The organism is Pseudomonas sp. P106(2024), assembly GCF_057480815.1.
The window spans coordinates 1-22013 of the sequence record NZ_JBLIYU010000011.1 but is presented as its reverse complement, the minus strand read 5'-3'; the positions used below and the strand labels follow the sequence as shown (position 1 = coordinate 22013).

The 22013-nt window shown below is 59.0% G+C and carries 35 protein-coding genes; 2 read left to right on the top strand and 33 right to left on the bottom strand.

Features of this window, described 5'->3' with window-relative positions; translation table 11 throughout:
* Window positions 1-230 precede the first annotated feature (230 nt).
* Window positions 231-728: a GlcG/HbpS family heme-binding protein gene (locus AC25M7_RS17705; protein WP_182323859.1), complete on the top strand. Its 498-nt coding sequence runs from the start codon at window positions 231-233 to the stop codon at window positions 726-728.
* Window positions 729-841: 113 nt separating this feature from the next.
* Here the strand turns inward: AC25M7_RS17705 and AC25M7_RS17700 are convergent, their stop codons facing one another.
* Window positions 842-1387 (bottom strand): single-stranded DNA-binding protein, encoded by a 546-nt coding sequence (locus AC25M7_RS17700; RefSeq protein ID WP_028690243.1) that lies wholly within the window; start codon window positions 1385-1387, stop codon window positions 842-844.
* A 9-nt stretch (window positions 1388-1396) separates the two neighbouring features.
* On the bottom strand, window positions 1397-2791 hold the full coding sequence (locus AC25M7_RS17695; protein ID WP_028690242.1) for an MFS transporter: 1395 nt from the start codon (window positions 2789-2791) through the stop codon (window positions 1397-1399).
* 129 nt (window positions 2792-2920) lie between these two features.
* Here AC25M7_RS17695 and uvrA point away from each other — a divergent pair, with 129 nt between their 5' ends.
* Window positions 2921-5755: an excinuclease ABC subunit UvrA gene (gene uvrA / locus AC25M7_RS17690; RefSeq protein ID WP_050703559.1), complete on the top strand. Its 2835-nt coding sequence runs from the start codon at window positions 2921-2923 to the stop codon at window positions 5753-5755.
* A gap of 70 nt (window positions 5756-5825) precedes the next feature.
* On the opposite strand, the gene bfr is transcribed toward uvrA, so the two are convergent.
* From bfr to AC25M7_RS17535, 31 genes are all read right to left on the bottom strand, one after another.
* Window positions 5826-6290, bottom strand: coding sequence for a bacterioferritin (bfr, locus tag AC25M7_RS17685; RefSeq protein WP_028690240.1), 465 nt, complete (start codon window positions 6288-6290; stop codon window positions 5826-5828).
* A gap of 163 nt (window positions 6291-6453) precedes the next feature.
* On the bottom strand, window positions 6454-7893 hold the full coding sequence (locus AC25M7_RS17680) for a catalase (RefSeq protein ID WP_062361847.1): 1440 nt from the start codon (window positions 7891-7893) through the stop codon (window positions 6454-6456).
* A gap of 170 nt (window positions 7894-8063) precedes the next feature.
* A complete protein-coding gene (gene rplQ, locus AC25M7_RS17675) occupies window positions 8064-8450 on the bottom strand; it encodes a 50S ribosomal protein L17 (RefSeq protein WP_003255451.1) in 387 nt (128 codons plus the stop codon).
* Window positions 8451-8492: 42 nt separating this feature from the next.
* Window positions 8493-9494, bottom strand: coding sequence for a DNA-directed RNA polymerase subunit alpha (locus tag AC25M7_RS17670; protein ID WP_003255452.1), 1002 nt, complete (start codon window positions 9492-9494; stop codon window positions 8493-8495).
* Window positions 9495-9516: 22 nt separating this feature from the next.
* Window positions 9517-10137: a 30S ribosomal protein S4 gene (gene rpsD, locus AC25M7_RS17665; protein ID WP_023629185.1), complete on the bottom strand. Its 621-nt coding sequence runs from the start codon at window positions 10135-10137 to the stop codon at window positions 9517-9519.
* Window positions 10138-10152: 15 nt separating this feature from the next.
* Window positions 10153-10542 carry a 30S ribosomal protein S11 gene (gene rpsK, locus AC25M7_RS17660; RefSeq protein ID WP_003255454.1) on the bottom strand — a complete coding sequence of 130 codons (390 nt, stop codon included), beginning with the start codon at window positions 10540-10542 and terminating at the stop codon, window positions 10153-10155.
* An 18-nt stretch (window positions 10543-10560) separates the two neighbouring features.
* Window positions 10561-10917, bottom strand: coding sequence for a 30S ribosomal protein S13 (gene rpsM / locus AC25M7_RS17655; RefSeq protein ID WP_003255457.1), 357 nt, complete (start codon window positions 10915-10917; stop codon window positions 10561-10563).
* A gap of 131 nt (window positions 10918-11048) precedes the next feature.
* Entirely contained in the window at window positions 11049-11165 is a 117-nt protein-coding gene (gene rpmJ / locus AC25M7_RS17650) for a 50S ribosomal protein L36 (protein ID WP_011531897.1), read from the bottom strand.
* Between the two features lie 30 nt (window positions 11166-11195).
* Window positions 11196-12527: a preprotein translocase subunit SecY gene (gene secY / locus AC25M7_RS17645; RefSeq protein ID WP_003257108.1), complete on the bottom strand. Its 1332-nt coding sequence runs from the start codon at window positions 12525-12527 to the stop codon at window positions 11196-11198.
* Complete coding sequence (rplO, locus tag AC25M7_RS17640) at window positions 12528-12962, bottom strand: 50S ribosomal protein L15 (RefSeq protein ID WP_011531896.1); 435 nt, start codon at window positions 12960-12962, stop codon at window positions 12528-12530.
* A gap of 3 nt (window positions 12963-12965) precedes the next feature.
* Complete coding sequence (gene rpmD / locus AC25M7_RS17635) at window positions 12966-13142, bottom strand: 50S ribosomal protein L30 (protein WP_028690238.1); 177 nt, start codon at window positions 13140-13142, stop codon at window positions 12966-12968.
* A gap of 2 nt (window positions 13143-13144) precedes the next feature.
* Window positions 13145-13645: a 30S ribosomal protein S5 gene (gene rpsE, locus AC25M7_RS17630; protein WP_023629184.1), complete on the bottom strand. Its 501-nt coding sequence runs from the start codon at window positions 13643-13645 to the stop codon at window positions 13145-13147.
* 3 nt (window positions 13646-13648) lie between these two features.
* Window positions 13649-13999 carry a 50S ribosomal protein L18 gene (rplR, locus tag AC25M7_RS17625; protein ID WP_011531893.1) on the bottom strand — a complete coding sequence of 117 codons (351 nt, stop codon included), beginning with the start codon at window positions 13997-13999 and terminating at the stop codon, window positions 13649-13651.
* Between the two features lie 10 nt (window positions 14000-14009).
* Complete coding sequence (gene rplF, locus AC25M7_RS17620; RefSeq protein ID WP_028690237.1) at window positions 14010-14543, bottom strand: 50S ribosomal protein L6; 534 nt, start codon at window positions 14541-14543, stop codon at window positions 14010-14012.
* Between the two features lie 12 nt (window positions 14544-14555).
* Entirely contained in the window at window positions 14556-14948 is a 393-nt protein-coding gene (rpsH, locus tag AC25M7_RS17615) for a 30S ribosomal protein S8 (RefSeq protein ID WP_028690236.1), read from the bottom strand.
* A gap of 209 nt (window positions 14949-15157) precedes the next feature.
* Entirely contained in the window at window positions 15158-15463 is a 306-nt protein-coding gene (rpsN, locus tag AC25M7_RS17610) for a 30S ribosomal protein S14 (protein ID WP_011531890.1), read from the bottom strand.
* 13 nt (window positions 15464-15476) lie between these two features.
* Window positions 15477-16016 (bottom strand): 50S ribosomal protein L5, encoded by a 540-nt coding sequence (rplE, locus tag AC25M7_RS17605; protein ID WP_012316517.1) that lies wholly within the window; start codon window positions 16014-16016, stop codon window positions 15477-15479.
* A gap of 20 nt (window positions 16017-16036) precedes the next feature.
* Window positions 16037-16351 carry a 50S ribosomal protein L24 gene (gene rplX, locus AC25M7_RS17600; RefSeq protein ID WP_003255476.1) on the bottom strand — a complete coding sequence of 105 codons (315 nt, stop codon included), beginning with the start codon at window positions 16349-16351 and terminating at the stop codon, window positions 16037-16039.
* Between the two features lie 11 nt (window positions 16352-16362).
* Window positions 16363-16731 (bottom strand): 50S ribosomal protein L14, encoded by a 369-nt coding sequence (gene rplN / locus AC25M7_RS17595; protein WP_008089810.1) that lies wholly within the window; start codon window positions 16729-16731, stop codon window positions 16363-16365.
* A 23-nt stretch (window positions 16732-16754) separates the two neighbouring features.
* Entirely contained in the window at window positions 16755-17021 is a 267-nt protein-coding gene (gene rpsQ, locus AC25M7_RS17590; RefSeq protein WP_003255478.1) for a 30S ribosomal protein S17, read from the bottom strand.
* Between the two features lie 2 nt (window positions 17022-17023).
* Window positions 17024-17215, bottom strand: coding sequence for a 50S ribosomal protein L29 (gene rpmC, locus AC25M7_RS17585; protein WP_002555481.1), 192 nt, complete (start codon window positions 17213-17215; stop codon window positions 17024-17026).
* A complete protein-coding gene (gene rplP / locus AC25M7_RS17580; protein ID WP_009397508.1) occupies window positions 17215-17628 on the bottom strand; it encodes a 50S ribosomal protein L16 in 414 nt (137 codons plus the stop codon). Before rplP ends, rpmC begins: the two co-directional genes overlap by 1 nt.
* 12 nt (window positions 17629-17640) lie before the next feature.
* Window positions 17641-18327: a 30S ribosomal protein S3 gene (gene rpsC, locus AC25M7_RS17575; protein ID WP_011531889.1), complete on the bottom strand. Its 687-nt coding sequence runs from the start codon at window positions 18325-18327 to the stop codon at window positions 17641-17643.
* A 13-nt stretch (window positions 18328-18340) separates the two neighbouring features.
* Complete coding sequence (gene rplV, locus AC25M7_RS17570) at window positions 18341-18673, bottom strand: 50S ribosomal protein L22 (protein WP_003103908.1); 333 nt, start codon at window positions 18671-18673, stop codon at window positions 18341-18343.
* Between the two features lie 11 nt (window positions 18674-18684).
* Window positions 18685-18960 carry a 30S ribosomal protein S19 gene (rpsS, locus tag AC25M7_RS17565; protein WP_003255482.1) on the bottom strand — a complete coding sequence of 92 codons (276 nt, stop codon included), beginning with the start codon at window positions 18958-18960 and terminating at the stop codon, window positions 18685-18687.
* A 16-nt stretch (window positions 18961-18976) separates the two neighbouring features.
* A complete protein-coding gene (gene rplB, locus AC25M7_RS17560) occupies window positions 18977-19801 on the bottom strand; it encodes a 50S ribosomal protein L2 (protein ID WP_027915105.1) in 825 nt (274 codons plus the stop codon).
* Between the two features lie 14 nt (window positions 19802-19815).
* Window positions 19816-20115: a 50S ribosomal protein L23 gene (gene rplW / locus AC25M7_RS17555; protein WP_003255484.1), complete on the bottom strand. Its 300-nt coding sequence runs from the start codon at window positions 20113-20115 to the stop codon at window positions 19816-19818.
* Complete coding sequence (gene rplD / locus AC25M7_RS17550; RefSeq protein WP_008089819.1) at window positions 20112-20714, bottom strand: 50S ribosomal protein L4; 603 nt, start codon at window positions 20712-20714, stop codon at window positions 20112-20114. Before rplD ends, rplW begins: the two co-directional genes overlap by 4 nt.
* Window positions 20715-20726: 12 nt before the next feature.
* Window positions 20727-21362, bottom strand: a complete 636-nt coding sequence (gene rplC, locus AC25M7_RS17545; protein ID WP_011531887.1) for a 50S ribosomal protein L3 — start codon at window positions 21360-21362, stop codon at window positions 20727-20729.
* A gap of 80 nt (window positions 21363-21442) precedes the next feature.
* On the bottom strand, window positions 21443-21754 hold the full coding sequence (gene rpsJ, locus AC25M7_RS17540) for a 30S ribosomal protein S10 (RefSeq protein ID WP_003103876.1): 312 nt from the start codon (window positions 21752-21754) through the stop codon (window positions 21443-21445).
* Window positions 21755-21895: 141 nt separating this feature from the next.
* The coding region (locus AC25M7_RS17535) for an EF-Tu C-terminal domain-related protein (RefSeq protein ID WP_082476772.1) at window positions 21896-22013 on the bottom strand (118 nt) is incomplete at its 5' end.

Below are 22013 nucleotides of genomic sequence, written 5' to 3'. Positions count from 1 at the left end.
GGCGCGCGGGACTTGGCCGGCGCCTCAGGGACTTCACGGTGACGGTGGACAGACACCGCCAACTGTTAAGCCTAGTCAAGAATCTGCAAAGCGCGATGATCTGGATCAGGCGCAAGGCAAATCGCCTCATCAGCCATACAGATCCTACATCGCTACGGGAAATGGACTACGCCACGACACATTCTGTGCCTGTTAGGTTGGTGGATCACACATGGAGGAGGCCCGCAGGCATGAACATCAAGCACCTCTTGACCGCACTTTTGATCGGCATCCCAGTACCCGCTCAATCCAGCATGGCGGCAACAGCAGGCGATGATCACGCCCCTCCATCCGCGCTGCAGATCACCGCCGAGCGAGCACGGAGCATGGCCGATGCCGCAGAACGTGCCGCCCGCGCCCAAGGCTTTGCCATTGTCATCAGCATCGTCGACAACCACGGCAACCTGAAGTACTTCCACCGCATGGATGGCACCAGCAGCGGCAGCATCCAGGTCGCGCAGCTCAAGGCAGAGACATCCGCCCGCTTCCCTCTGTCGACCCGCTCACTCGGCGAGCGCAGCACCGCGCTGCCGGCCAATCCCTACGCCTCGCTCCCCGGGTTCACCCTGCTGGAAGGCGGCCTGCCGATCATGGACGCGAACGGCAGGCATATCGGCGGCATCGGTATCAGCGGAGCAACGCCGGAACTGGACGCCCAATTTGCAAGAACGGCACTCGAAGAAGGCTGACGCCTTGTCAGAGCACCGGCTTCAGACAAAAAGAAACCCGCTTCAGGTATGAAGCGGGTTTCTTGTTTCAGCTCCGTTTTCGCGGGAGGCAGCCATGGCGCCTCCTGGAAGTATCAGAACGGAATATCGTCGTCGAAGCTGTCGAAGTCAGCGGCTGGCTGCGGAGCCGGTTGTTGCGGCGCCGGGCGCTGTGGCGCCTGCTGCGGACGCGGAGCCTGCTGACGAGGAGCCTGGTTGTACTGCTGCTGGCCACCTTGGTTGTAGTTGTTACCACCACCTTGGTTGTATTGGTCACCACCACCCTGCTGACCCTGCGGACGACCGCCGAGCAGCTGCATGGTGCCGTTGATGTCGACGATGATCTCGGTGGTGTAGCGCTTGATGCCGTCCTTTTCCCACTCGCGGGTCTGGAGCTTGCCTTCGATGTAGCACTGCGAACCCTTGCGCAGGTACTCGCCGGCAATCTCGGCAACCTTGCCGAACAGCGACACACGGTGCCACTCGGTACGCTCGACCTTCTGGCCCGACTGCTTGTCGGTCCACTGCTCGCTGGTGGCCAGGCTCAGGTTGGTCACGGCGTTACCGTTGGGCAGGTAGCGGACTTCGGGATCCTGACCGCAGGTACCGACCAGAATGACTTTGTTAACCCCACGGGCCATAACGTTCTCCTAGGCTTCGCACGCCGCAGAGGCTGGGTTCACCAGACGCTCGAGGGTCGCACGGTCCAAAATTTTCGTATCCAGTTTGATATAGATGGCGGCTTCTTCTGCCACCACCACGGCGTCGGTCACACCCGGCACGGCCATCAGGCGCTCGGTCAGCCCGGCTTCCCGGACCGCTTCCGGCGTCAGCTGCATGCGCAGGCTGGTCACGTACGGCGGCTCGTTCATGCGCAACGCAGTGAGCAGCCACAGGACGCACAACACGGCACATCCCAGGAACACCATGCTCAAGCCACCGTGCTGGAACAACCAGCCACCGAGGATGCCTCCCAGTGCGGCGCCGAGGAACTGGCTGGTGGAGTAAACCCCCATCGCCGTCCCCTTGCCACCGGCAGGCGACACCTTGCTGACCAGCGAAGGCAAGGATGCCTCCAGCAGGTTGAATGCAGTAAAGAATACCACGGTGCCGATCACCAGTCCGCGCAAGTTGTCAGCCCACTGCCAGAAGAACACCTCCACCAGCAGCAGGACACTGACCGCGCCGAGCAACACGCGTTTCATCTTGCGCTTCTTTTCCCCGTAGATGATGAAGGGGATCATTGCAAAAAATGAAACCAGCAACGCGGTGAGGTACACCCACCAGTGCTGTTCCTTGGGCAGCCCGCCGCGCTCGACGAACGCCAGGGGCAGCGCCACGAAGCTGGCCATCAGGATCGCGTGCAGCACGAAGATGCTGATATCCAGGCGCAGAAGGTCCGGATTGCGCAGGGTCGGGCCGAGGGCCTGTCGGGCGACACCGGACTCACGATGGGTCAACACATTGTGCGAACTGGGCACGACGAAGGCGATCAGGCCGATGCCGAGCAGGGCAAGTCCTGCGGTGGCAAGGAACAATCCTGACAAGCCAAAGGCGCGAGTCAACAGCGGGCCGACGACCATCGCCACGGCGAACGACAGGCCGATGCTCATGCCGATCATGGCCATGGCCTTGGTCCGGTGCTGCTCGCGGGTCAGGTCGGACAGCAACGCCATCACTGCCGCGGAAATCGCCCCCGCGCCCTGCAGGATACGCCCGGCGATCACGCCCCAGATAGAATCGGCCTGGGCCGCCAGCACGCTGCCCAGGGCGAAGATGATCAACCCCACGTAGATCACCGGGCGGCGGCCGATGCGGTCGGAAATCACTCCGAACGGAATCTGCAGCACGGCCTGGGTCAGGCCGTAGGCACCGATGGCCAGACCGATCAGCGCAGGCGTGGCGCCGGCCAGGTCCATGCCGTAGGTGGCCAGCACCGGAAGTACCATGAACATGCCCAGCATACGAAAGGCGAAGACCAGGGCCAGGCCGCTGGCAGCGCGGGTTTCGCTGCCACTCATGCGCTCGTTGTGGGTGTCGTGCATGGATTAACCTCGTGTGAACCGGCGGCGATTCTATCAGTCCGACGCCTTGGCGGCATATACGCGACGCTTTGCCGCGTAATGGCAGCGCGCCGTATACTCCTTTGTTTATGCCCGCCGAGCGAGGCCGTAGTGGACAAGATCCTGATCCGTGGGGCACGTACCCACAACCTGAAGAACATCGACCTGACCCTGCCCCGGGACAAACTGATCGTGATCACCGGCCTGTCCGGATCCGGCAAGTCCTCGCTGGCGTTCGACACCCTGTACGCCGAAGGCCAGCGCCGCTACGTCGAATCGCTGTCGGCCTATGCCCGGCAGTTCCTGTCGATGATGGAAAAGCCCGATGTCGACACCATCGAAGGCCTGTCGCCGGCGATCTCCATCGAGCAGAAGTCGACCTCGCACAACCCACGCTCGACCGTCGGCACCATCACCGAGATCTACGACTACCTGCGCCTGCTCTATGCCCGCGTCGGTACCCCGCGCTGCCCGGACCACGATATCCCGCTGGAGGCGCAAACGATCAGCCAGATGGTCGACCTGGTGCTGGAAAAGCCCGAAGGCAGCAAGCTGATGCTGCTGGCTCCGGTGATCCGCGAGCGCAAGGGCGAGCACCTGGCGGTGTTTGACGAACTGCGTGCCCAGGGCTTCGTCCGCGCCCGGGTCAACGGTAAGCTCTACGAGCTCGACGAACTGCCCAAGCTGGATAAACAGAAGAAGCACAGCATCGATGTGGTGGTCGACCGCTTCAAGGTCCGCGCCGACCTGCAGCAGCGCCTGGCCGAGTCGTTCGAGACCGCGCTCAAGCTGGCCGACGGCATCGCCTTGGTCGCGCCGATGGACGACGAAGACGGCGAGGAAGTGATCTTCTCCGCACGCTTCGCCTGCCCGGTGTGCGGCCATGCGATCAGCGAGCTGGAGCCCAAGCTGTTTTCCTTTAACAACCCGGCCGGTGCCTGCCCGACCTGTGACGGCCTGGGGGTGAAGCAGTTCTTCGACACCAAGCGCCTGGTCAACGCCGAGCTGACCCTGGCCGAAGGCGCGATACGTGGCTGGGATCGGCGTAACGTCTATTACTTCCAGATGCTCGGTTCACTCGCCGCGCACTACGGTTTCAGCCTCGAGGAACCGTTCGGCGAACTGTCGGCCGAGCACCAGAAGGTCATCCTGCAGGGCAGCGGCAAGCAGAGCGTCGATTTCAAGTACCTGAACGACCGTGGCGACATCGTCAAGCGCTCGCACCCCTTCGAGGGCATCGTGCCCAATCTTGAGCGCCGCTACCGCGAAACCGAGTCGGCCACCGTGCGTGAAGAGCTGGCCAAGTTCCTCGGCACCCAGCCCTGCCCCGACTGCCGCGGCACCCGCCTGCGTCGTGAGGCTCGCCATGTGTGGGTCGGCGAGAAGACCCTGCCGGCGGTGACCAACCTGCCGATCGGCGAAGCCAGCAACTACTTCGGCGAGCTGACCCTCACCGGGCGGCGTGGCGAGATCGCGGCAAAGATCCTCAAGGAGATCTGCGAGCGCCTGCAGTTCCTGGTCAACGTTGGTCTCGACTACCTGACGCTGGACCGCAGCGCCGATACCCTGTCCGGCGGCGAAGCCCAGCGTATCCGCCTGGCCAGCCAGATCGGCGCCGGCCTGGTCGGGGTGATGTACATCCTCGATGAACCGTCCATCGGTCTTCATCAACGGGACAACGACCGCCTGCTGGCCACCCTCAACCACCTGCGCGACCTGGGCAACACGGTGATTGTGGTCGAGCACGACGAGGACGCCATCCGCCTGGCTGACTACGTGGTGGATATCGGCCCAGGCGCCGGCGTGCATGGCGGCCAGATCGTCGCCGAGGGCTCGCCCGAAGAGGTCATGGCGCACCCCGACTCGCTGACCGGCAAATACCTGTCCGGGCGCAAGAAGATCGTCGTCCCGGCCAAGCGCACCCCACGCAACAAGAAGCTGTCGCTCAAGCTCAAGGGCGCGCGCGGCAACAACCTGCAGAACGTCGACCTGGAAGTGCCAATCGGCCTGCTGACCTGCGTGACCGGCGTGTCCGGGTCGGGCAAGTCGACGCTGATCAACAACACCCTGTTCCCGCTGGCCGCCACCGCGCTCAACGGCGCGAGCAGCCTGGAGGCCGCGCCACACGCCAGCGTCGATGGCCTGCAGCACCTGGACAAGGTGGTGGATATCGACCAGAGCCCGATCGGCCGCACGCCTCGTTCCAACCCGGCGACCTACACCGGTATCTTCACGCCGATCCGCGAGCTGTTCGCTGGCGTGCCGGAGTCACGTTCCCGTGGCTACGGCCCGGGGCGCTTCTCGTTCAATGTCAAGGGCGGGCGCTGCGAGGCCTGCCAGGGTGACGGCCTGATCAAGGTGGAAATGCACTTCCTGCCGGACATCTACGTGCCCTGCGATGTGTGCAAGAGCAAGCGCTACAACCGCGAAACACTGGAGATCAAGTACAAGGGCAAGAACATCCACGAGGTACTGGAAATGACCATCGAGGATGCCCGCGAATTCTTCGATGCGGTCCCGGCCCTGGCGCGCAAGCTGCAAACGCTGATGGATGTCGGCCTGTCGTACATCAAGCTGGGGCAATCGGCGACCACCCTGTCGGGTGGCGAGGCGCAGCGGGTCAAGCTGTCACGCGAGCTGTCCAAGCGGGACACCGGCAAGACCCTGTACATCCTCGACGAACCGACCACAGGTCTTCATTTCGCCGATATCCAGCAGTTGCTGGACGTGTTGCACCGCCTGCGTGACCACGGCAATACCGTGGTGGTGATCGAGCACAACCTGGATGTGATCAAGACCGCCGACTGGCTGGTCGACCTGGGGCCGGAGGGTGGCTCCAAGGGTGGGCAGATCATTGCCTGCGGTACGCCGGAAGAGCTGGCCGAGAAGAAACAGTCCTATACCGGACATTACCTCAAGCCGCTGCTGGAACGCGATCGGGCCTGATTTCAGGCCCGAAAAAAACCCTGTGGGAGCGGGTTTGCCCGCTCCCACAGGGGCATCTGCAATACAGAAATTACATCTGCGACTGCAAGTAGTTCTCCAGGCCAATGGCCTTGATCAGCCCCTGCTGCTTCTCCAGCCAGTAGGTGTGATCTTCTTCGGTATCGGCCAACTGCGCGCGCAGGATGTCGCGGCTGATGTAGTCCTTGTGCAGCTCGCACAGCTCGATACCCTTGCACAGCGCGGCGCGAACCTTGTACTCGAGCTTGAGATCAGCCTCGATCATTTCCGGCACGGTGCTGCCCACTTCCAGGTCATCGGCGCGCATGTCTGGGGTGCCTTCGAGCATGAGGATACGGCGCATCAGGGCGTCGGCGTGCTGCGTCTCTTCTTCCATCTCGTGGTTGATACGTTCGTAGAGCTTGGTCAGGCCCCAGTCTTCGTACATCCGCGAGTGAATGAAGTACTGATCGCGTGCTGCCAGTTCGCCCTTCAGCAACGTGACGAGGTAGTTGATTACGTCCGGGTGACCTTGCATCGCCCTGCTTCTCCCTGTGAATACGGCTATGGGACATAGTGTGAACCAGGTTTTGCTCGCGGTCACTGAAAAATGCGCAATTAGAAGCAAATAATCGGCTAAACAGTAGTGATATTCATTGAAAAACCGCCCTAATGAGGGCGGTTCTTCTTATCACTTCCAGTTAGCCAAGATTCATCCCCAGAGCCTTAGCAATCCCTTCTCCATAAGCCGGGTCGGCCTTGAAGAAGTACTGCAACTGACGCTGGATAACGTCCTCGCTGACCCCCGCCATGGTGCCGGCGATGTTGCCGATCAACAGCGCCTTCTGTTCATCATTCATCAGGCGGAACAGCGCGCCGGCGTGGCTGTAGTAGTCGTTGTCTTCGCGGTGGTCGTAGCGGTGCGCCGAACCGTTCAGGGCCAATGCCGGCTCTGCATGGCGCGGCGACTGTTTCGGTGCATCCGTGTAGCTGTTGGGCTCGTAGTTCGGAGCACTGCCGTAGGCGCCGGTGGCCATGGAACCATCGCGCTGGTAGCTGTGCACCGGGCAACGTGGCGCATTGACCGGCAAGTGCTGGTGATTGGTGCCTACGCGGTAGCGATGAGCATCGGCATAGGCGAACACGCGGCCCTGCAGCATGCGGTCCGGCGACAGGCCGACCCCGGGCACCATGTTGCTGGGACCGAACGCCGCCTGCTCGACTTCGGCGAAGTAGTTGAGCGGGTTACGGTTGAGTTCCAGCACGCCGACCTCGATCAACGGGTAGTCCTTCTGCGACCAGGTCTTGGTCACGTCGAAGGGGTTCTCGTCACGGCTGGCGGCCTCGGCTTCGCTCATCACCTGGATGCACACGGTCCAACGCGGGAAGTCACCGCGCTCGATGGCCTGGAACAGGTCGCGCTGGGCGTAGTCCGGGTCGCTGCCCGCAAGGCGAGCGGCCTCGGCCGGCGCCAGGTTCTTGATCCCCTGCTGGGTCTTGAAGTGCCACTTGACCCAAGTGCGCTCACCCTTGGCGTTGATCAGGCTGTAGGTGTGGCTGCCGAATCCGTGCATATGGCGGTAGCCGTCCGGGATGCCGCGATCGGAGAACAGGATGGTGACCTGGTGCAACGCCTCGGGCGAGTGCGACCAGAAGTCCCACATCATCTGCGCGTTCTTCAGATTGGTCTGCGGGTGGCGCTTCTGGGTGTGGATGAAGTCGGGGAACTTCAGCGGATCACGGATGAAGAACACCGGCGTATTGTTGCCAACAATGTCCCAGTTGCCTTCCTCGGTGTAGAACTTCACCGCAAAACCACGCGGGTCGCGCTCGGTGTCCGCCGAGCCGCGTTCACCGCCCACGGTGGAGAAGCGCAAGAACGTTTCGGTCTGCTTGCCGATGCTGTCGAACAGTTTGGCACTGGTGAGTTCGGTAATATCGCGGGTGACGGTGAAGGTGCCGTAGGCGCCGGAGCCCTTGGCGTGCACGCGACGCTCGGGGATGTTCTCGCGGTTGAAGTGGGCGAGCTTCTCGATCAGGTGGAAATCGTCGAGCAGCAGCGGGCCGCGAGGGCCTGCGGAACGGGAATTCTGGTTGTCGGCTACGGGCGCGCCGCTTGCGGTGGTGAGAATCTTGCTCATGGGCTCTCCTGATCGGTCTTGAACGGCCGGCTAATCGGCTTGGAGAGAGTATTGTCGACCCATGTTACAAGAACAAATTCATTACCTGACTTACATCAATAGAAAATAACAATTCATGAGACAACAAAAAACCGGGCCTAGGCCCGGTTCTTTGCAGCAGACAGAACGTCTTACTCGGCAGCTTCTACAGCACCACCGACCGGACGATCAACCAGCTCGACGTACGCCATAGGCGCGTTGTCGCCAGCGCGGAAACCGCACTTCAGGATGCGCAGGTAGCCGCCCTGACGGGTGGCGTAACGCTTGCCCAGGTCGTTGAACAGTTTGCCAACGGCGGACTTCGAACGGGTACGGTCGAAGGCCAGACGGCGGTTGGCGACGCTGTCTTCCTTGGCCAGGGTGATCAGCGGCTCGGCAACGCGGCGCAGTTCCTTGGCTTTCGGCAGGGTGGTTTTGATCAGCTCGTGCTCGATCAGCGACACTGCCATGTTCTGGAACATAGCCTTGCGGTGAGAGCTGGTACGGCTCAGGTGACGTCCACTTTTACGATGACGCATGATTCATTCCTTACCAAACACTACGTTCGGTGATTACGACGATCAGGCAGTCGCCTTGTCGTCTTTCTTAAGACTTGCAGGCGGCCAGTTGTCGAGGCGCATGCCGAGGGAAAGACCACGGGAGGCCAGGACGTCCTTGATTTCAGTCAGGGACTTCTTGCCCAGGTTAGGAGTCTTCAACAGCTCTACTTCGGTACGCTGAATCAGGTCGCCGATGTAGTAGATGTTCTCCGCCTTGAGGCAGTTGGCCGAACGTACGGTCAGTTCCAGGTCGTCAACCGGGCGCAGCAGGATCGGATCGATCTCGTCTTCCTGCTCGACCACAACCGGCTCGCTGTCACCTTTGAGGTCGACGAACGCGGCCAGCTGCTGTTGCAGGATGGTCGCGGCACGACGGATAGCCTCTTCAGGATCCAGAGTACCGTTGGTTTCCAGATCGATGACCAGCTTGTCCAGGTTGGTACGCTGTTCAACACGGGCGTTCTCGACCACGTAGGCGATACGACGCACCGGGCTGAACGAAGCGTCCAGCTGGAGACGGCCAATGCTGCGGCTTTCGTCTTCGTCGGTCTGACGGGAGTCGGCCGGCTCGTAACCGCGACCACGAGCTACGGTGAGCTTCATGTTCAGGGCGCCGTTGGACGCCAGGTTCGCGATTACGTGATCGGGGTTGACGATCTCGACATCGTGATCCAGCTGAATATCGGCAGCGGTAACCACCCCCGAACCCTTTTTCGACAAGGTCAGCGTAACTTCGTCACGACCGTGCAGTTTGATAGCCAGGCCTTTCAGGTTCAACAGGATTTCAATGACGTCTTCCTGAACACCTTCGATCGCGGAGTACTCATGGAGTACGCCGTCGATCTCGGCCTCGACTACTGCACAGCCAGGCATGGAGGACAACAGGATGCGGCGCAGCGCGTTGCCCAGGGTATGGCCGAAGCCACGCTCGAGAGGCTCGAGCGTGATCTTGGCGCGGGTTGGACTGACAACCTGCACGTCGATGTGACGGGGTGTCAGAAACTCATTTACCGAAATCTGCATGGATGCACCTATTTTCTAGCCCTTACTTGGAGTAGAGCTCGACAATCAGGTTTTCGTTGATGTCGGCGGACAGGTCGCTGCGAGCAGGAACGTTCTTGAAAACGCCCGACTTTTTAGCAGCATCCACATCAACCCACTCAACGCGGCCACGCTGGGCGCACAGTTCAAGGGCTTGAACAATGCGCAGCTGGTTCAGCGACTTCTCGCGAACCGAGACCACGTCACCCGGACGAACTTGGTAGGATGGAATGTTCACAGTCTTACCGTTGACGCTGATCGCTTTGTGCGAAACCAGCTGGCGGGACTCGGAACGAGTCGAGCCGAAGCCCATACGGTAGACGACGTTATCCAGACGGCACTCGAGCAGTTGCAGCAGGTTCTCACCGGTTGCGCCTTTTTTCGAGGCAGCAGCTTGGTAGTAACCGCGGAACTGACGCTCCAGAACACCGTAGATACGACGGACTTTTTGTTTCTCGCGCAGCTGGGTACCGTAGTCGGACTGACGGCCACGGCGCTGGCCGTGGATACCTGGGGCTGCTTCGATGTTGCACTTCGATTCCAGAGCGCGAACGCCGCTCTTCAGGAACAGGTCAGTGCCTTCACGGCGAGACAGTTTGCATTTTGGACCAATGTAACGTGCCATTTATCTGTCTCCTGATTACACGCGACGCTTCTTCGGCGGACGGCACCCGTTGTGCGGGATTGGCGTCACGTCGGTGATGCTGGCGATCTTGTAGCCGCAGCTGTTCAGTGCACGAACGGCGGATTCACGACCTGGACCTGGACCCTTGACGTTGACGTCGAGGTTCTTCAGACCATATTCCAGCGCAGCTTGACCAGCACGCTCAGCAGCGATCTGGGCTGCGAACGGGGTGGATTTGCGCGAACCACGGAAACCCGAACCACCGGAAGTAGCCCAGGACAGTGCGTTGCCCTGACGGTCGGTGATGGTCACGATGGTGTTGTTGAAAGACGCATGGATGTGGGCGATGCCATCAACCACTGTCTTTTTGACTTTTTTACGAGGACGAGCAGCAGGTTTTGCCATGTCTATATTCCTGGGCGATTACTTGCGGATCGGCTTACGCGGGCCCTTACGGGTGCGTGCGTTGGTCTTGGTGCGCTGACCGCGAACCGGCAGACCTTTACGATGACGCAGGCCGCGGTAGCAACCCAGGTCCATCAAGCGCTTGATCTTCATGTTGATGTCACGGCGCAGGTCACCTTCGGTGGTGAACTTCGCGACTTCGCCACGCAGGGTTTCGATTTGCTCGTCGCTCAGATCCTTGATCTTAGCGGCTGGGTTTACACCAGCGTCCGCACAGATTTTCTGCGCGGTAGTGCGACCGACACCATAGATGTAGGTCAGCGAGATAACAGTATGCTTGTTATCTGGAATGTTGACGCCTGCAATACGGGCCATTCAGTGGGACTCCAATTGACAGCTACCTACGCCCCGGAAGCCAAGAAATAGGGCGCGAGATAATATCGCTGTAGAAACGAATAATCAACCCAGCAGCACACTAGCTGCTGGGTTTGAAGCGCGGATCACACTCAGCCTTGGCGCTGCTTGTGACGCGGTTCCGCGCTGCAGATCACGCGCACGATACCTTCGCGACGAATGATCTTGCAGTTGCGGCACAGCTTTTTCACCGATGCACGAACTTTCATTACCGACTCCTCGAACCTTAAGGGGCTAAATCAGCGCAGCAGACCGCTGCCGCCGTAGCCTTTCAGGTTGGCTTTCTTCATCAGGGATTCGTACTGGTGCGAAACGAGGTGCGATTGTACTTGGGACATGAAGTCCATCACAACCACTACCACAATCAGCAACGAGGTCCCGCCAAGGTAGAACGGCACGTTTGCTGCCACCACCAGGAACTGGGGCAGAAGGCACACGGCCATCATGTAAAGAGCACCGAACATGGTCAGACGGGTCAGGACGCCATCAATGTAGCGCGCCGACTGCTCACCAGGACGGATACCCGGAATAAAGGCACCGGACTTCTTCAGGTTTTCCGCTACGTCTTTCGGGTTGAACATCAACGCTGTGTAGAAGAAGCAGAAGAAGATGATCCCTGCACTAAACAGCAGAATGTTCAACGGCTGACCAGGAGCGATCGACTGCGAGATGTCCTGCAGCCAGCCCATACCTTCGGACTGACCGAACCAGGCACCCAGCGAAGCCGGGAACAGCAAGATGCTGCTCGCGAAAATGGCCGGGATTACGCCCGCCATGTTCACCTTCAGCGGCAGGTGGCTGGTCTGCGCAGCGAAGACCTTGCGGCCCTGCTGACGCTTGGCGTAGTGAACGGCGATACGACGCTGACCACGCTCAATGAACACCACGAAGCCGATAATCGCTACTGCCAGCAAACCGATAGCGACCAGGGCGAAAATGTTGATATCGCCTGTACGCGCAGACTCGAAAGACTGCCCGATTGCTCTCGGAAGACCGGCAACGATACCCGCGAAGATCAACATCGAGATACCGTTGCCCACACCGCGCTCGGTAATCTGCTCGCCGAGCCACATCATGAACATCGCGCCCGCCACGAAGGTGGAGACGGCGACGACATGGAAGCCCAGGCCCACAGAAAACGCCACGCCCTGGTTGGCCAGGCCAATGGACATGCCAATGGCTTGGACCAGCGCCAGGATAACGGTGCCGTAGCGGGTGTACTGGCTGATCTTGCGACGGCCAGCTTCACCTTCCTTCTTCAACTGCTCCAGTTGCGGGCTGACAGCGGTCATGAGCTGCATGATGATCGATGCCGAGATGTACGGCATGATCCCCAGTGCAAAGATGCTCATGCGCTCCAGCGCGCCACCGGAAAACATGTTGAACAAGCTAAGAATGGTCCCCTCATTCTGCCGGAACAGATCCGCGAGACGGTCCGGGTTAATGCCTGGCACTGGGATGTGCGCGCCAATCCGATAGACGATGATCGCCATGAACAGAAAGCGCAGACGAGCCCAGAGTTCCGACATCCCGCCCTTACCGAGCGAAGAGAGAGCACCTTGCTTAGCCATTTATTCCTCGAACTTGCCGCCAGCTGCTTCGATAGCCGCACGTGCACCTTTGGTGACGGCGATACCCTTGAGGGTGACTGCGCGAGTGACTTCGCCCGACAGCATGATTTTCACGCGCTGTACGTGCTGGCCGATCACGTTGGCGTCCTTGAGGGACTGAACGGTGATCAGATCGCCTTCCACCTTGGCCAGCTCGGACAGACGCACTTCTGCGCGGTCCATGGCTTTCAGGGAAACGAAGCCGAACTTCGGCAGGCGACGGTGCAGCGGCTGTTGACCGCCTTCGAAGCCTGGAGCGATGGAACCACCGGAACGGGAGGTCTGACCTTTGTGACCACGGCCACCGGTCTTGCCCAGACCGCTACCGATACCACGGCCCGGACGGTGCTTCTCGCGACGGGAACCCGGCGCTGGACTCAGATCATTGAGTTTCATCGATTAACCCTCGACCTTCAGCATGTAGTAAGCCTTGTTGATCATCCCGCGATTCTCGGGAGTATCCTGGACTTCTACAGTGTGACCGATGCGACGCAGACCCAGACCTTTAACGCACAGTTTGTGGTTAGGCAGGCGGCCGGCGGTGCTCTTGATCAGCGTTACTTTTACGGTTGCCATGATCAGATGATCTCCTCAACAGTCTTGCCGCGCTTGGCAGCAATGGACTCAGGGGATTGCATGGCTTTCAGACCCTTGAAGGTGGCGTGAACCACGTTCACCGGGTTGGTCGAGCCGTAGCACTTGGCCAGGACGTTCTGAACACCAGCAACTTCCAGGACGGCACGCATTGCGCCACCGGCGATGATACCGGTACCTTCCGAGGCAGGCTGCATGTAGACCTTCGAGGCGCCGTGGGCGGCCTTGGTGGCGTACTGCAGGGTGGTGCCCTTCAGGTCAACCTGAATCATGTTGCGACGAGCAGCTTCCATGGCTTTCTGGATCGCGGCAGGTACTTCGCGCGATTTGCCACGGCCAAAGCCAACACGACCCTTGCCATCACCCACCACGGTCAGCGCGGTGAAGGTGAAGATACGGCCGCCTTTTACGGTTTTGGCTACGCGGTTAACTTGAACCAGCTTCTCGATGTAGCCTTCGTCGCGCTTTTGATCGTTATTTGCCATAACTTAGAACTCCAGCCCGCCTTCACGAGCAGCATCAGCCAGCGCCTTGACGCGGCCGTGGTACTTGAAGCCGGAACGGTCAAAGGCAACTTGAGATACACCGGCGGCTTTCGCACGCTCAGCTACCAGCTTGCCAACCTTAGTGGCCGCGTCGATGTTGCCGGTGGCGCCATCACGCAGTTCTTTGTCCAAGGTCGAGGCGCTTGCCAGAACCTTGCTGCCGTCGGCCGAGATGACCTGGGCGTAGATGTGCTGCGAGGAGCGGAACACGCACAGACGCACGGCTTCGAGCTCGTGCATTTTCAGGCGTGCTTTGCGAGCGCGACGCAGTCGAGTAACTTTTTTGTCGGTCATTTGCTAGGCCCTACTTCTTCTTGGCTTCTTTACGACGGACTACTTCGTCCGCGTAACGCACACCCTTGCCCTTGTAAGGCTCTGGCGGACGGAAACCGCGGACTTCAGCGGCCACCTGACCCACCAGCTGCTTGTCGATACCCTTGATCAGGATGTCGGTCTGGCTTGGGGTTTCAGCGGTGATACCGGCTGGCAGTTCGTAATCCACTGGGTGCGAGAAGCCCAGGGCCAGGTTCAGGACGGTGCCCTTGGCCTGTGCCTTGTAACCAACACCGACCAGCTGGAGCTTGCGCTCGAAGCCTTGGCTTACGCCTTGGACCATGTTGTTGACCAGAGCGCGGGTGGTACCGGCCATGGCGCGAGCTTGCTGATCACCGTTGCGAGGTGCGAAACGCAGCTCACCAGCTTCTTCGGTAACTTCAACAGACGAGTGAACGTTCAGTTCGAGAGTGCCCTTGGCACCCTTCACCGAAAGCTGCTGGCCGGCGAATTTGACTTCGACGCCTGCTGGCAGCTTAACGGGGTTCTTAGCGACGCGAGACATGCCTATCTCCCCTTAGAACACTGTGCACAGAACTTCGCCGCCGACACCGGCAGCGCGCGCAGCGCGGTCAGTCATCACACCTTTGTTGGTGGAGACGATAGACACGCCCAGGCCGCCACGTACTTTCGGCAGCTCGGTAACGGCCTTGTACTGGCGCAGACCAGGACGGCTGGTACGCTTCAGCTCTTCGATGACCGGACGGCCTTCGAAGTACTTCAGCTCGATCGACAGGGAAGGCTTGGCTTCGCCGGTCACTTCGTAGCTGGCGATGTAGCCTTCGTCTTTCAGTACTTTGGCAACCGCGACCTTCAGGGTGGAAGAAGGCATGCTTACGACAGACTTTTCAGCCATCTGGGCATTACGGATGCGAGTTAGCATGTCCGCTAACGGGTCCTGCATACTCATGGGCTAGATGCTCCTGATACAAGAATTATTAGCCTTGCGGCTATCACAACCACCCAAGCAGGCAGGGCAAAAAACCCAGGCTCAGGTGAGCCGGTCATTCTAGACACAAGGCAGAAACGAAACAAGCCCCATATAGGGGCTTGTTTCGTTGCGAGGTCACCGGCGGTCGGAAGATTGCTCCCCTCACGCCGGCGTCACGCCAACCGGGATTACCAGCTGGCCTTGACCAGACCTGGCACGTCACCGCGCATGGCGGCTTCGCGCAGCTTGTTACGGCCCAGGCCGAACTTACGGTATACACCGTGCGGACGACCGGTCAGGCGGCAACGGTTACGCAGGCGCGAGGCGCTGGCGTCACGTGGTTGCTTCTGCAGGGCGACAACGGCAGCGAAACGCTCTTCAGGAGAGGCGTTCAGGTTGACGATGGTCGCTTTCAGCTCAGCACGCTTCTTAGCGAACTTGGCTACCGTGAGCTGACGCTTCAGCTCGCGGTTCTTCATGCTCTTCTTGGCCATTTTCCTACTCCAATCAGTTGCGGAACGGGAACTTGAAAGCACGCAGCAGAGCGCGGCCTTCGTCGTCCGAACGAGCAGTGGTGGTCAGGGTGATGTCCAAACCGCGCAGAGCATCGATCTTGTCGTAATCGATTTCCGGGAAGATGATCTGCTCTTTCACGCCCATGCTGTAGTTGCCACGACCGTCGAAGGACTTGGCATTCAGGCCGCGGAAGTCGCGAACCCGTGGCAGGGAGATCGCCAGCAGGCGGTCCAGGAACTCGTACATCTTTTCGCGACGCAGGGTCACCTTGACACCGATCGGCCAGCCTTCACGGACTTTGAAGCCCGCGATGGATTTACGAGCGAAAGTCACGACCGGCTTTTGACCGGTGATCTTTTCCAGGTCGGCAACAGCGTGCTCGATGACTTTCTTATCGCCGATCGCTTCGCCCAGACCCATGTTCAGGGTGATTTTGGTAACGCGCGGAACTTCCATCACGTTCGACAGCTTAAGTTCTTCCTTAAGCTTAGGAGCGATTTCGTTCCGGTAAATCTCTTTCAGTCGTGCCATGGTCTTCTACCTAGCAGTGTTCAAGCATCAACCGCTTTTTGGGTCGACTTGAAGACACGAATTTTTTTACCGTCTTCTACTTTGAAACCAACGCGGTCAGCCTTGTTGGTTTCGCCGTTGAAGATGGCAACGTTGGAAGCGTGCAGAGGCGCTTCTTTCTCGACGATACCGCCCTGGACGCCCGCCATCGGGTTAGGCTTGGTGTGGCGCTTGACCAGGTTGACACCACCGATGACCAGACGGTCGTCAGCGAGAACCTTCAGCACCTTACCGCGCTTACCTTTGTCTTTGCCGGCGATCACGATGATCTCGTCGTCACGACGAATCTTTTGCATGTCGGATCTCCTTAGAGCACTTCAGGGGCGAGCGAGACGATCTTCATGAACTTCTCGGTACGAAGTTCACGGGTCACTGGCCCGAAGATGCGAGTACCGATCGGCTCTTGCTTGGTGTTCAGCAGAACAGCAGCGTTGCCGTCGAAACGAATGATGGAACCGTCAGCGCGACGTACACCGTGACGGGTACGGACGACAACAGCGGTCATCACCTGGCCTTTCTTGACCTTACCGCGAGGAATTGCTTCCTTGACGGTAACTTTGATGATGTCACCGATACCGGCGTAACGACGGTGGGAACCGCCGAGCACCTTGATGCACATGACGCGACGAGCGCCGCTGTTATCGGCCACATCGAGCATGGATTGAGTCTGAATCATAAAATTTCTCCGACCCTTCGCCCTTAGACTTCAACAGCGCGTTCGAGGACTTCAACCAGTGCCCAGGACTTGGTCTTGGCCAGCGGACGGGTTTCACGGATGGAAACCTTGTCGCCGATCTTGCACTGGTTGGCTTCGTCGTGCGCGTGCAGCTTAGTCGAACGCTTAACGTATTTACCGTAGATCGGGTGCTTTACGCGACGCTCGATCAGAACGGTGATGGTCTTGTCCATTTTGTCGCTGACGACACGGCCAGTCAGCGTACGGACGGTTTTTTCAGCTTCAGCCATGATCACTTACCTGCCTGCTGGTTGAGCACAGTTTTCACGCGAGCGATGTCACGCTTAACTTGCGAGAGCAGGTGCGACTGCCCCAACTGGCCAGTTGCTTTCTGCATGCGCAGATTGAACTGGTCGCGCAGCAAGCCGAGCAGTTGCTCATTCAGTTGCTGTGCGGATTTTTCACGAAGTTCATTCGCTTTCATCACATCACCGTCCGCTTAACAAAGGAGGTGGCGAGAGGCAGCTTTGCAGCGGCCAGAGCGAAAGCTTCGCGCGCCAGCTCTTCAGAAACACCCTCGATCTCGTACAGGACTTTGCCTGGCTGAATCTGGGCAACCCAGTATTCCACGGAACCTTTACCTTTACCCATACGAACCTCGAGAGGCTTCTTGGTAACCGGCTTGTCCGGGAAGACACGGATCCAGATCTTACCGCCACGTTTTACGTGACGGGTCAGGGCACGACGTGCCGACTCGATCTGGCGAGCGGTGAGACGACCGCGGGCGACAGCTTTCAGAGCGAACTCGCCGAAGCTGACCTTGCTACCGCGCAGTGCCAGACCACGGTTGTGGCCGGTCATCTGCTTGCGGAATTTTGTACGCTTTGGTTGCAACATTTGGCGTACCCCTTACTTAGCAGCTTTTTTACGAGGCGCTGGTGCTTGAGGCTTCAGCTCTTCCTGGCGACCACCAATTACTTCGCCTTTGAAGATCCAAACCTTCACACCGATCACACCGTAGGTGGTGTGAGCTTCGTAGGTGTTGTAGTCGATATCGGCACGCAGGGTGTGCAGAGGCACACGACCTTCGCGATACCACTCGGTACGTGCGATCTCGGCACCGCCGAGACGACCGCTCACCTGGATCTTGATGCCCTTGGCACCAATACGCATGGCGTTCTGTACGGCGCGCTTCATGGCGCGACGGAACATAACGCGGCGCTCCAGCTGCTGGGCAACGCTCTGAGCAACCAGCATAGCGTCGAGTTCCGGCTTGCGGATCTCTTCGATGTTGATGTGCACAGGCACACCCATCTGCTTGGTCAGGTCCTGACGCAGCTTCTCAACATCTTCACCTTTCTTGCCGATAACGATACCGGGACGAGCGGTGTGGATGGTGATGCGTGCAGTTTGAGCCGGACGATGAATATCGATACGGCTTACGGACGCGCTTTTTAGTTTGTCCTGGAGGTACTCGCGAGTTTGCAGATCCTTCAGCAGGTAATCTGCGTAAGTCGCGCCGTCTGCGTACCAGACGGAGGTGTGCTCCTTGACGATTCCCAGGCGAATGCCAGTGGGATGTACTTTCTGACCCATCTGATCGACTCCGTTACTTGTCCGCAACCTTGACAGTGATATGGCAAGACCGCTTGACGATGCGATCAGCACGGCCTTTGGCACGTGGCATGATGCGCTTCAGCGAACGCCCTTCGTTGACGAAGACGGTGGAGACCTTCAGGTCATCAACGTCTGCGCCTTCGTTGTGTTCGGCGTTGGCAACGGCCGACTCGAGGACTTTCTTCATGATTTCAGCGGCTTTTTTGCTGCTGAAGGCCAACAGGTTGAGCGCTTCGCCCACCTTCTTCCCGCGGATCTGGTCGGCGACCAAGCGGGCTTTCTGGGCGGAGATGCGAGCGCCCGACAACTTAGCGGCTACTTCCATTTCCTTACCCCTTAACGCTTGGCTTTCTTGTCAGCCACGTGCCCGCGGTAGGTGCGGGTACCGGCGAACTCGCCCAGTTTGTGGCCGACCATGTCTTCGTTCACGAGAACTGGGACGTGTTGGCGACCGTTGTGTACCGCGATGGTCAGACCGACCATTTGTGGCAGGATCATCGAACGGCGCGACCAGGTTTTAACTGGCTTGCGATCGTTCTTCTCCACCGCCACTTCGACCTTCTTCAACAGGTGAAGATCGATAAAAGGACCTTTTTTCAGAGAACGTGGCACTGTCGTATCCCTCTAGTTACTTGCGACGACGGACGATCATGTTGTCGGTACGCTTATTACCACGGGTTTTAGCACCCTTGGTTGGGAAGCCCCATGGCGATACCGGATGACGACCACCGGAGGTACGACCTTCACCACCACCATGCGGGTGGTCAACCGGGTTCATGGCAACACCACGAACGGTTGGGCGAACGCCGCGCCAGCGTTTGGCACCAGCTTTACCCAGCGAACGCAGGCTGTGCTCGGAGTTCGAGACTTCGCCCAGGGTCGCACGGCACTCAGCCAGGACTTTACGCATTTCACCAGAGCGCAGACGCAGGGTCACGTAGACACCTTCACGAGCGATCAGCTGAGCCGAAGCACCAGCGGAACGAGCGATCTGAGCACCTTTACCCGGCTTCAGTTCGATGCCGTGAATGGTGCTACCTACTGGGATGTTGCGCAGTTGCAGGGAGTTACCGGCCTTGATTGGGGCCAGGGCACCTGCGATCAGCTGGTCGCCAGCGCTCACGCCTTTAGGGGCGATGATGTAGCGACGCTCGCCGTCTGCGTAGCACAGCAGGGCGATGTGAGCAGTACGGTTCGGGTCGTATTCGATACGCTCGACAGTGGCTGGGATGCCATCTTTGTCGTTGCGACGGAAGTCAACCAGACGGTAATGCTGCTTATGACCACCACCAACGTGACGAGTGGTGATGCGGCCATTGTTGTTACGACCACCAGACTTCGATTTCTTCTCGAGCAGCGGTGCGTGAGGAGCGCCTTTGTGCAGCTCCTTGTTGACCACCTTGACCACGAAACGGCGGCCAGGGGAAGTCGGTTTGCATTTAACGATTGCCATGATGCACCCCTTCCTTACTCAGCACTGCTGCTGAAATCGAGATCTTGGCCTGGCTGAAGGGAGACGATCGCCTTCTTCCAGTCATTACGCTTGCCCAGACCACGTGCGGTACGCTTGGTTTTACCCAGAACGTTGACAGTCGACACGTTTTCAACTTTTACGTTGAACAGGCCTTCGACAGCTTTCTTGATTTCCAGCTTGGTTGCATCGGTAGCAACCTTGAATACGAACTGGCCTTTTTTCTCAGCCAGAACGGTAGCCTTCTCGGAAACGTGCGGGCCAAGGAGGACTTTGAATACGCGTTCCTGGTTCATCCCAGCAGCTCCTCGAATTTCTTCACGGCCGAGACAGTGATCAACACTTTCTCGTATGCGATCAGACTGACCGGGTCGGAACCTTGAACGTCACGTACGTCGACGTGCGGCAGGTTGCGAGCAGCCAGGTACAGGTTCTGATCAACAGCGTCGGAAACGATCAGAACGTCGTTCAGACCCATGCCGTTCAGCTTGTTCAGCAGATCCTTGGTTTTCGGCGCTTCAACAGCGAAGTCCTGAACCACGACCAGACGGTCGCTACGCACCAGCTCAGCGAGGATGGAGCGCAGGGCTGCGCGGTACATCTTCTTGTTGAGCTTCTGCGAGTGATCTTGAGGACGAGCTGCGAAGGTTACACCACCGCCACGCCAGATCGGACCACGGGTAGTACCGGCACGAGCACGGCCAGTACCTTTCTGACGCCATGGGCGCTTACCGCCACCGGCCACGTCAGAACGGGTCTTCTGCTGCTTGGTGCCCTGACGGCCGCCGGCCATGTAGGCCACGACTGCTTGGTGTACCAGCGTCTCGTTGAATTCGCCACCGAAGGTCAGTTCGGAAACTTCGATCGCCTGAGCGTCATTTACATTAAGTTGCATGTCAGTTTCCCCTTAACCGCGAGCCTTGACAGCCGGACGCACGACCACGTCGCCGCCAGTAGCGCCTGGGACGGCACCCTTGATCAGCAGCAGGTTGCGTTCAGCGTCTACGCGTACTACTTCCAGGGACTGAACAGTCACGCGCTCGGCGCCCATGTGACCGGACATTTTCTTGCCCTTGAATACACGACCAGGAGTCTGGCACTGGCCGATGGAGCCAGGGACACGGTGCGATACGGAGTTACCGTGGGTGTTGTCCTGACCACGGAAGTTCCAACGCTTGATGGTACCGGCGAAGCCTTTACCTTTGGACTGACCGGTTACGTCTACCAGCTGGCCTGCAGTGAAGAGTTCAGCTTTGATCAGATCGCCAGCCTGGAAATCGCCTTCTTCAAGACGGAACTCCCAGACACCGCGACCAGCGGCAACGTTAGCCTTGGCGAAGTGGCCTGCCTGAGCGGCAGTCACACGCGAAGCACGACGCTCGCCGACAGTGACTTGCACTGCACGGTAGCCATCGGTTTCTTCAGTTTTGAACTGGGTGACGCGATTCGGCTCGATCTCGATGACCGTGACCGGAATGGAGACACCTTCTTCGGTGAAAATACGGGTCATGCCCGCTTTTCGACCGACTACACCAATAGTCATGTTGTAAACCTCATGAGTGTACGGGGCTTTCACCCGCTATGGCCGCCCATTTCAGAGCGTTACACGACCAGACCGAAGTCTTAGCCGAGGCTGATCTGCACTTCCACGCCTGCCGCGAGATCAAGCTTCATCAGCGCATCAACGGTTTTATCCGTTGGCTGGACGATATCCAGAACGCGCTTATGAGTGCGAATCTCGTACTGATCACGCGCGTCTTTGTTGACGTGCGGGGAGATCAGAACGGTGAAACGCTCTTTGCGGGTTGGCAGTGGAATTGGACCACGCACTTGTGCACCAGTACGTTTCGCGGTTTCCACGATTTCCTGGGTGGATTGGTCGATCAGGCGATGGTCGAAAGCCTTCAACCTGATACGGATTTGCTGATTTTGCATTGGATTTCAGACTCCAGGCTGTTCCCATCGGGCGCACTACGCCCGTTAAAAGGAGGCGTGATTCTATAGACGCCCCAAATTAGTGTCAACCCAATAAAAAAAACCCCCGCTGAGCGGGGGTTTTTTCAACCGATCGAGTGATTACTCGATGATTTTGGCCACGACGCCGGCGCCGACGGTACGACCGCCTTCACGGATGGCGAAGCGCAGACCGTCTTCCATTGCGATGGTCTTGATCAGGGTGACAGTCATCTGGATG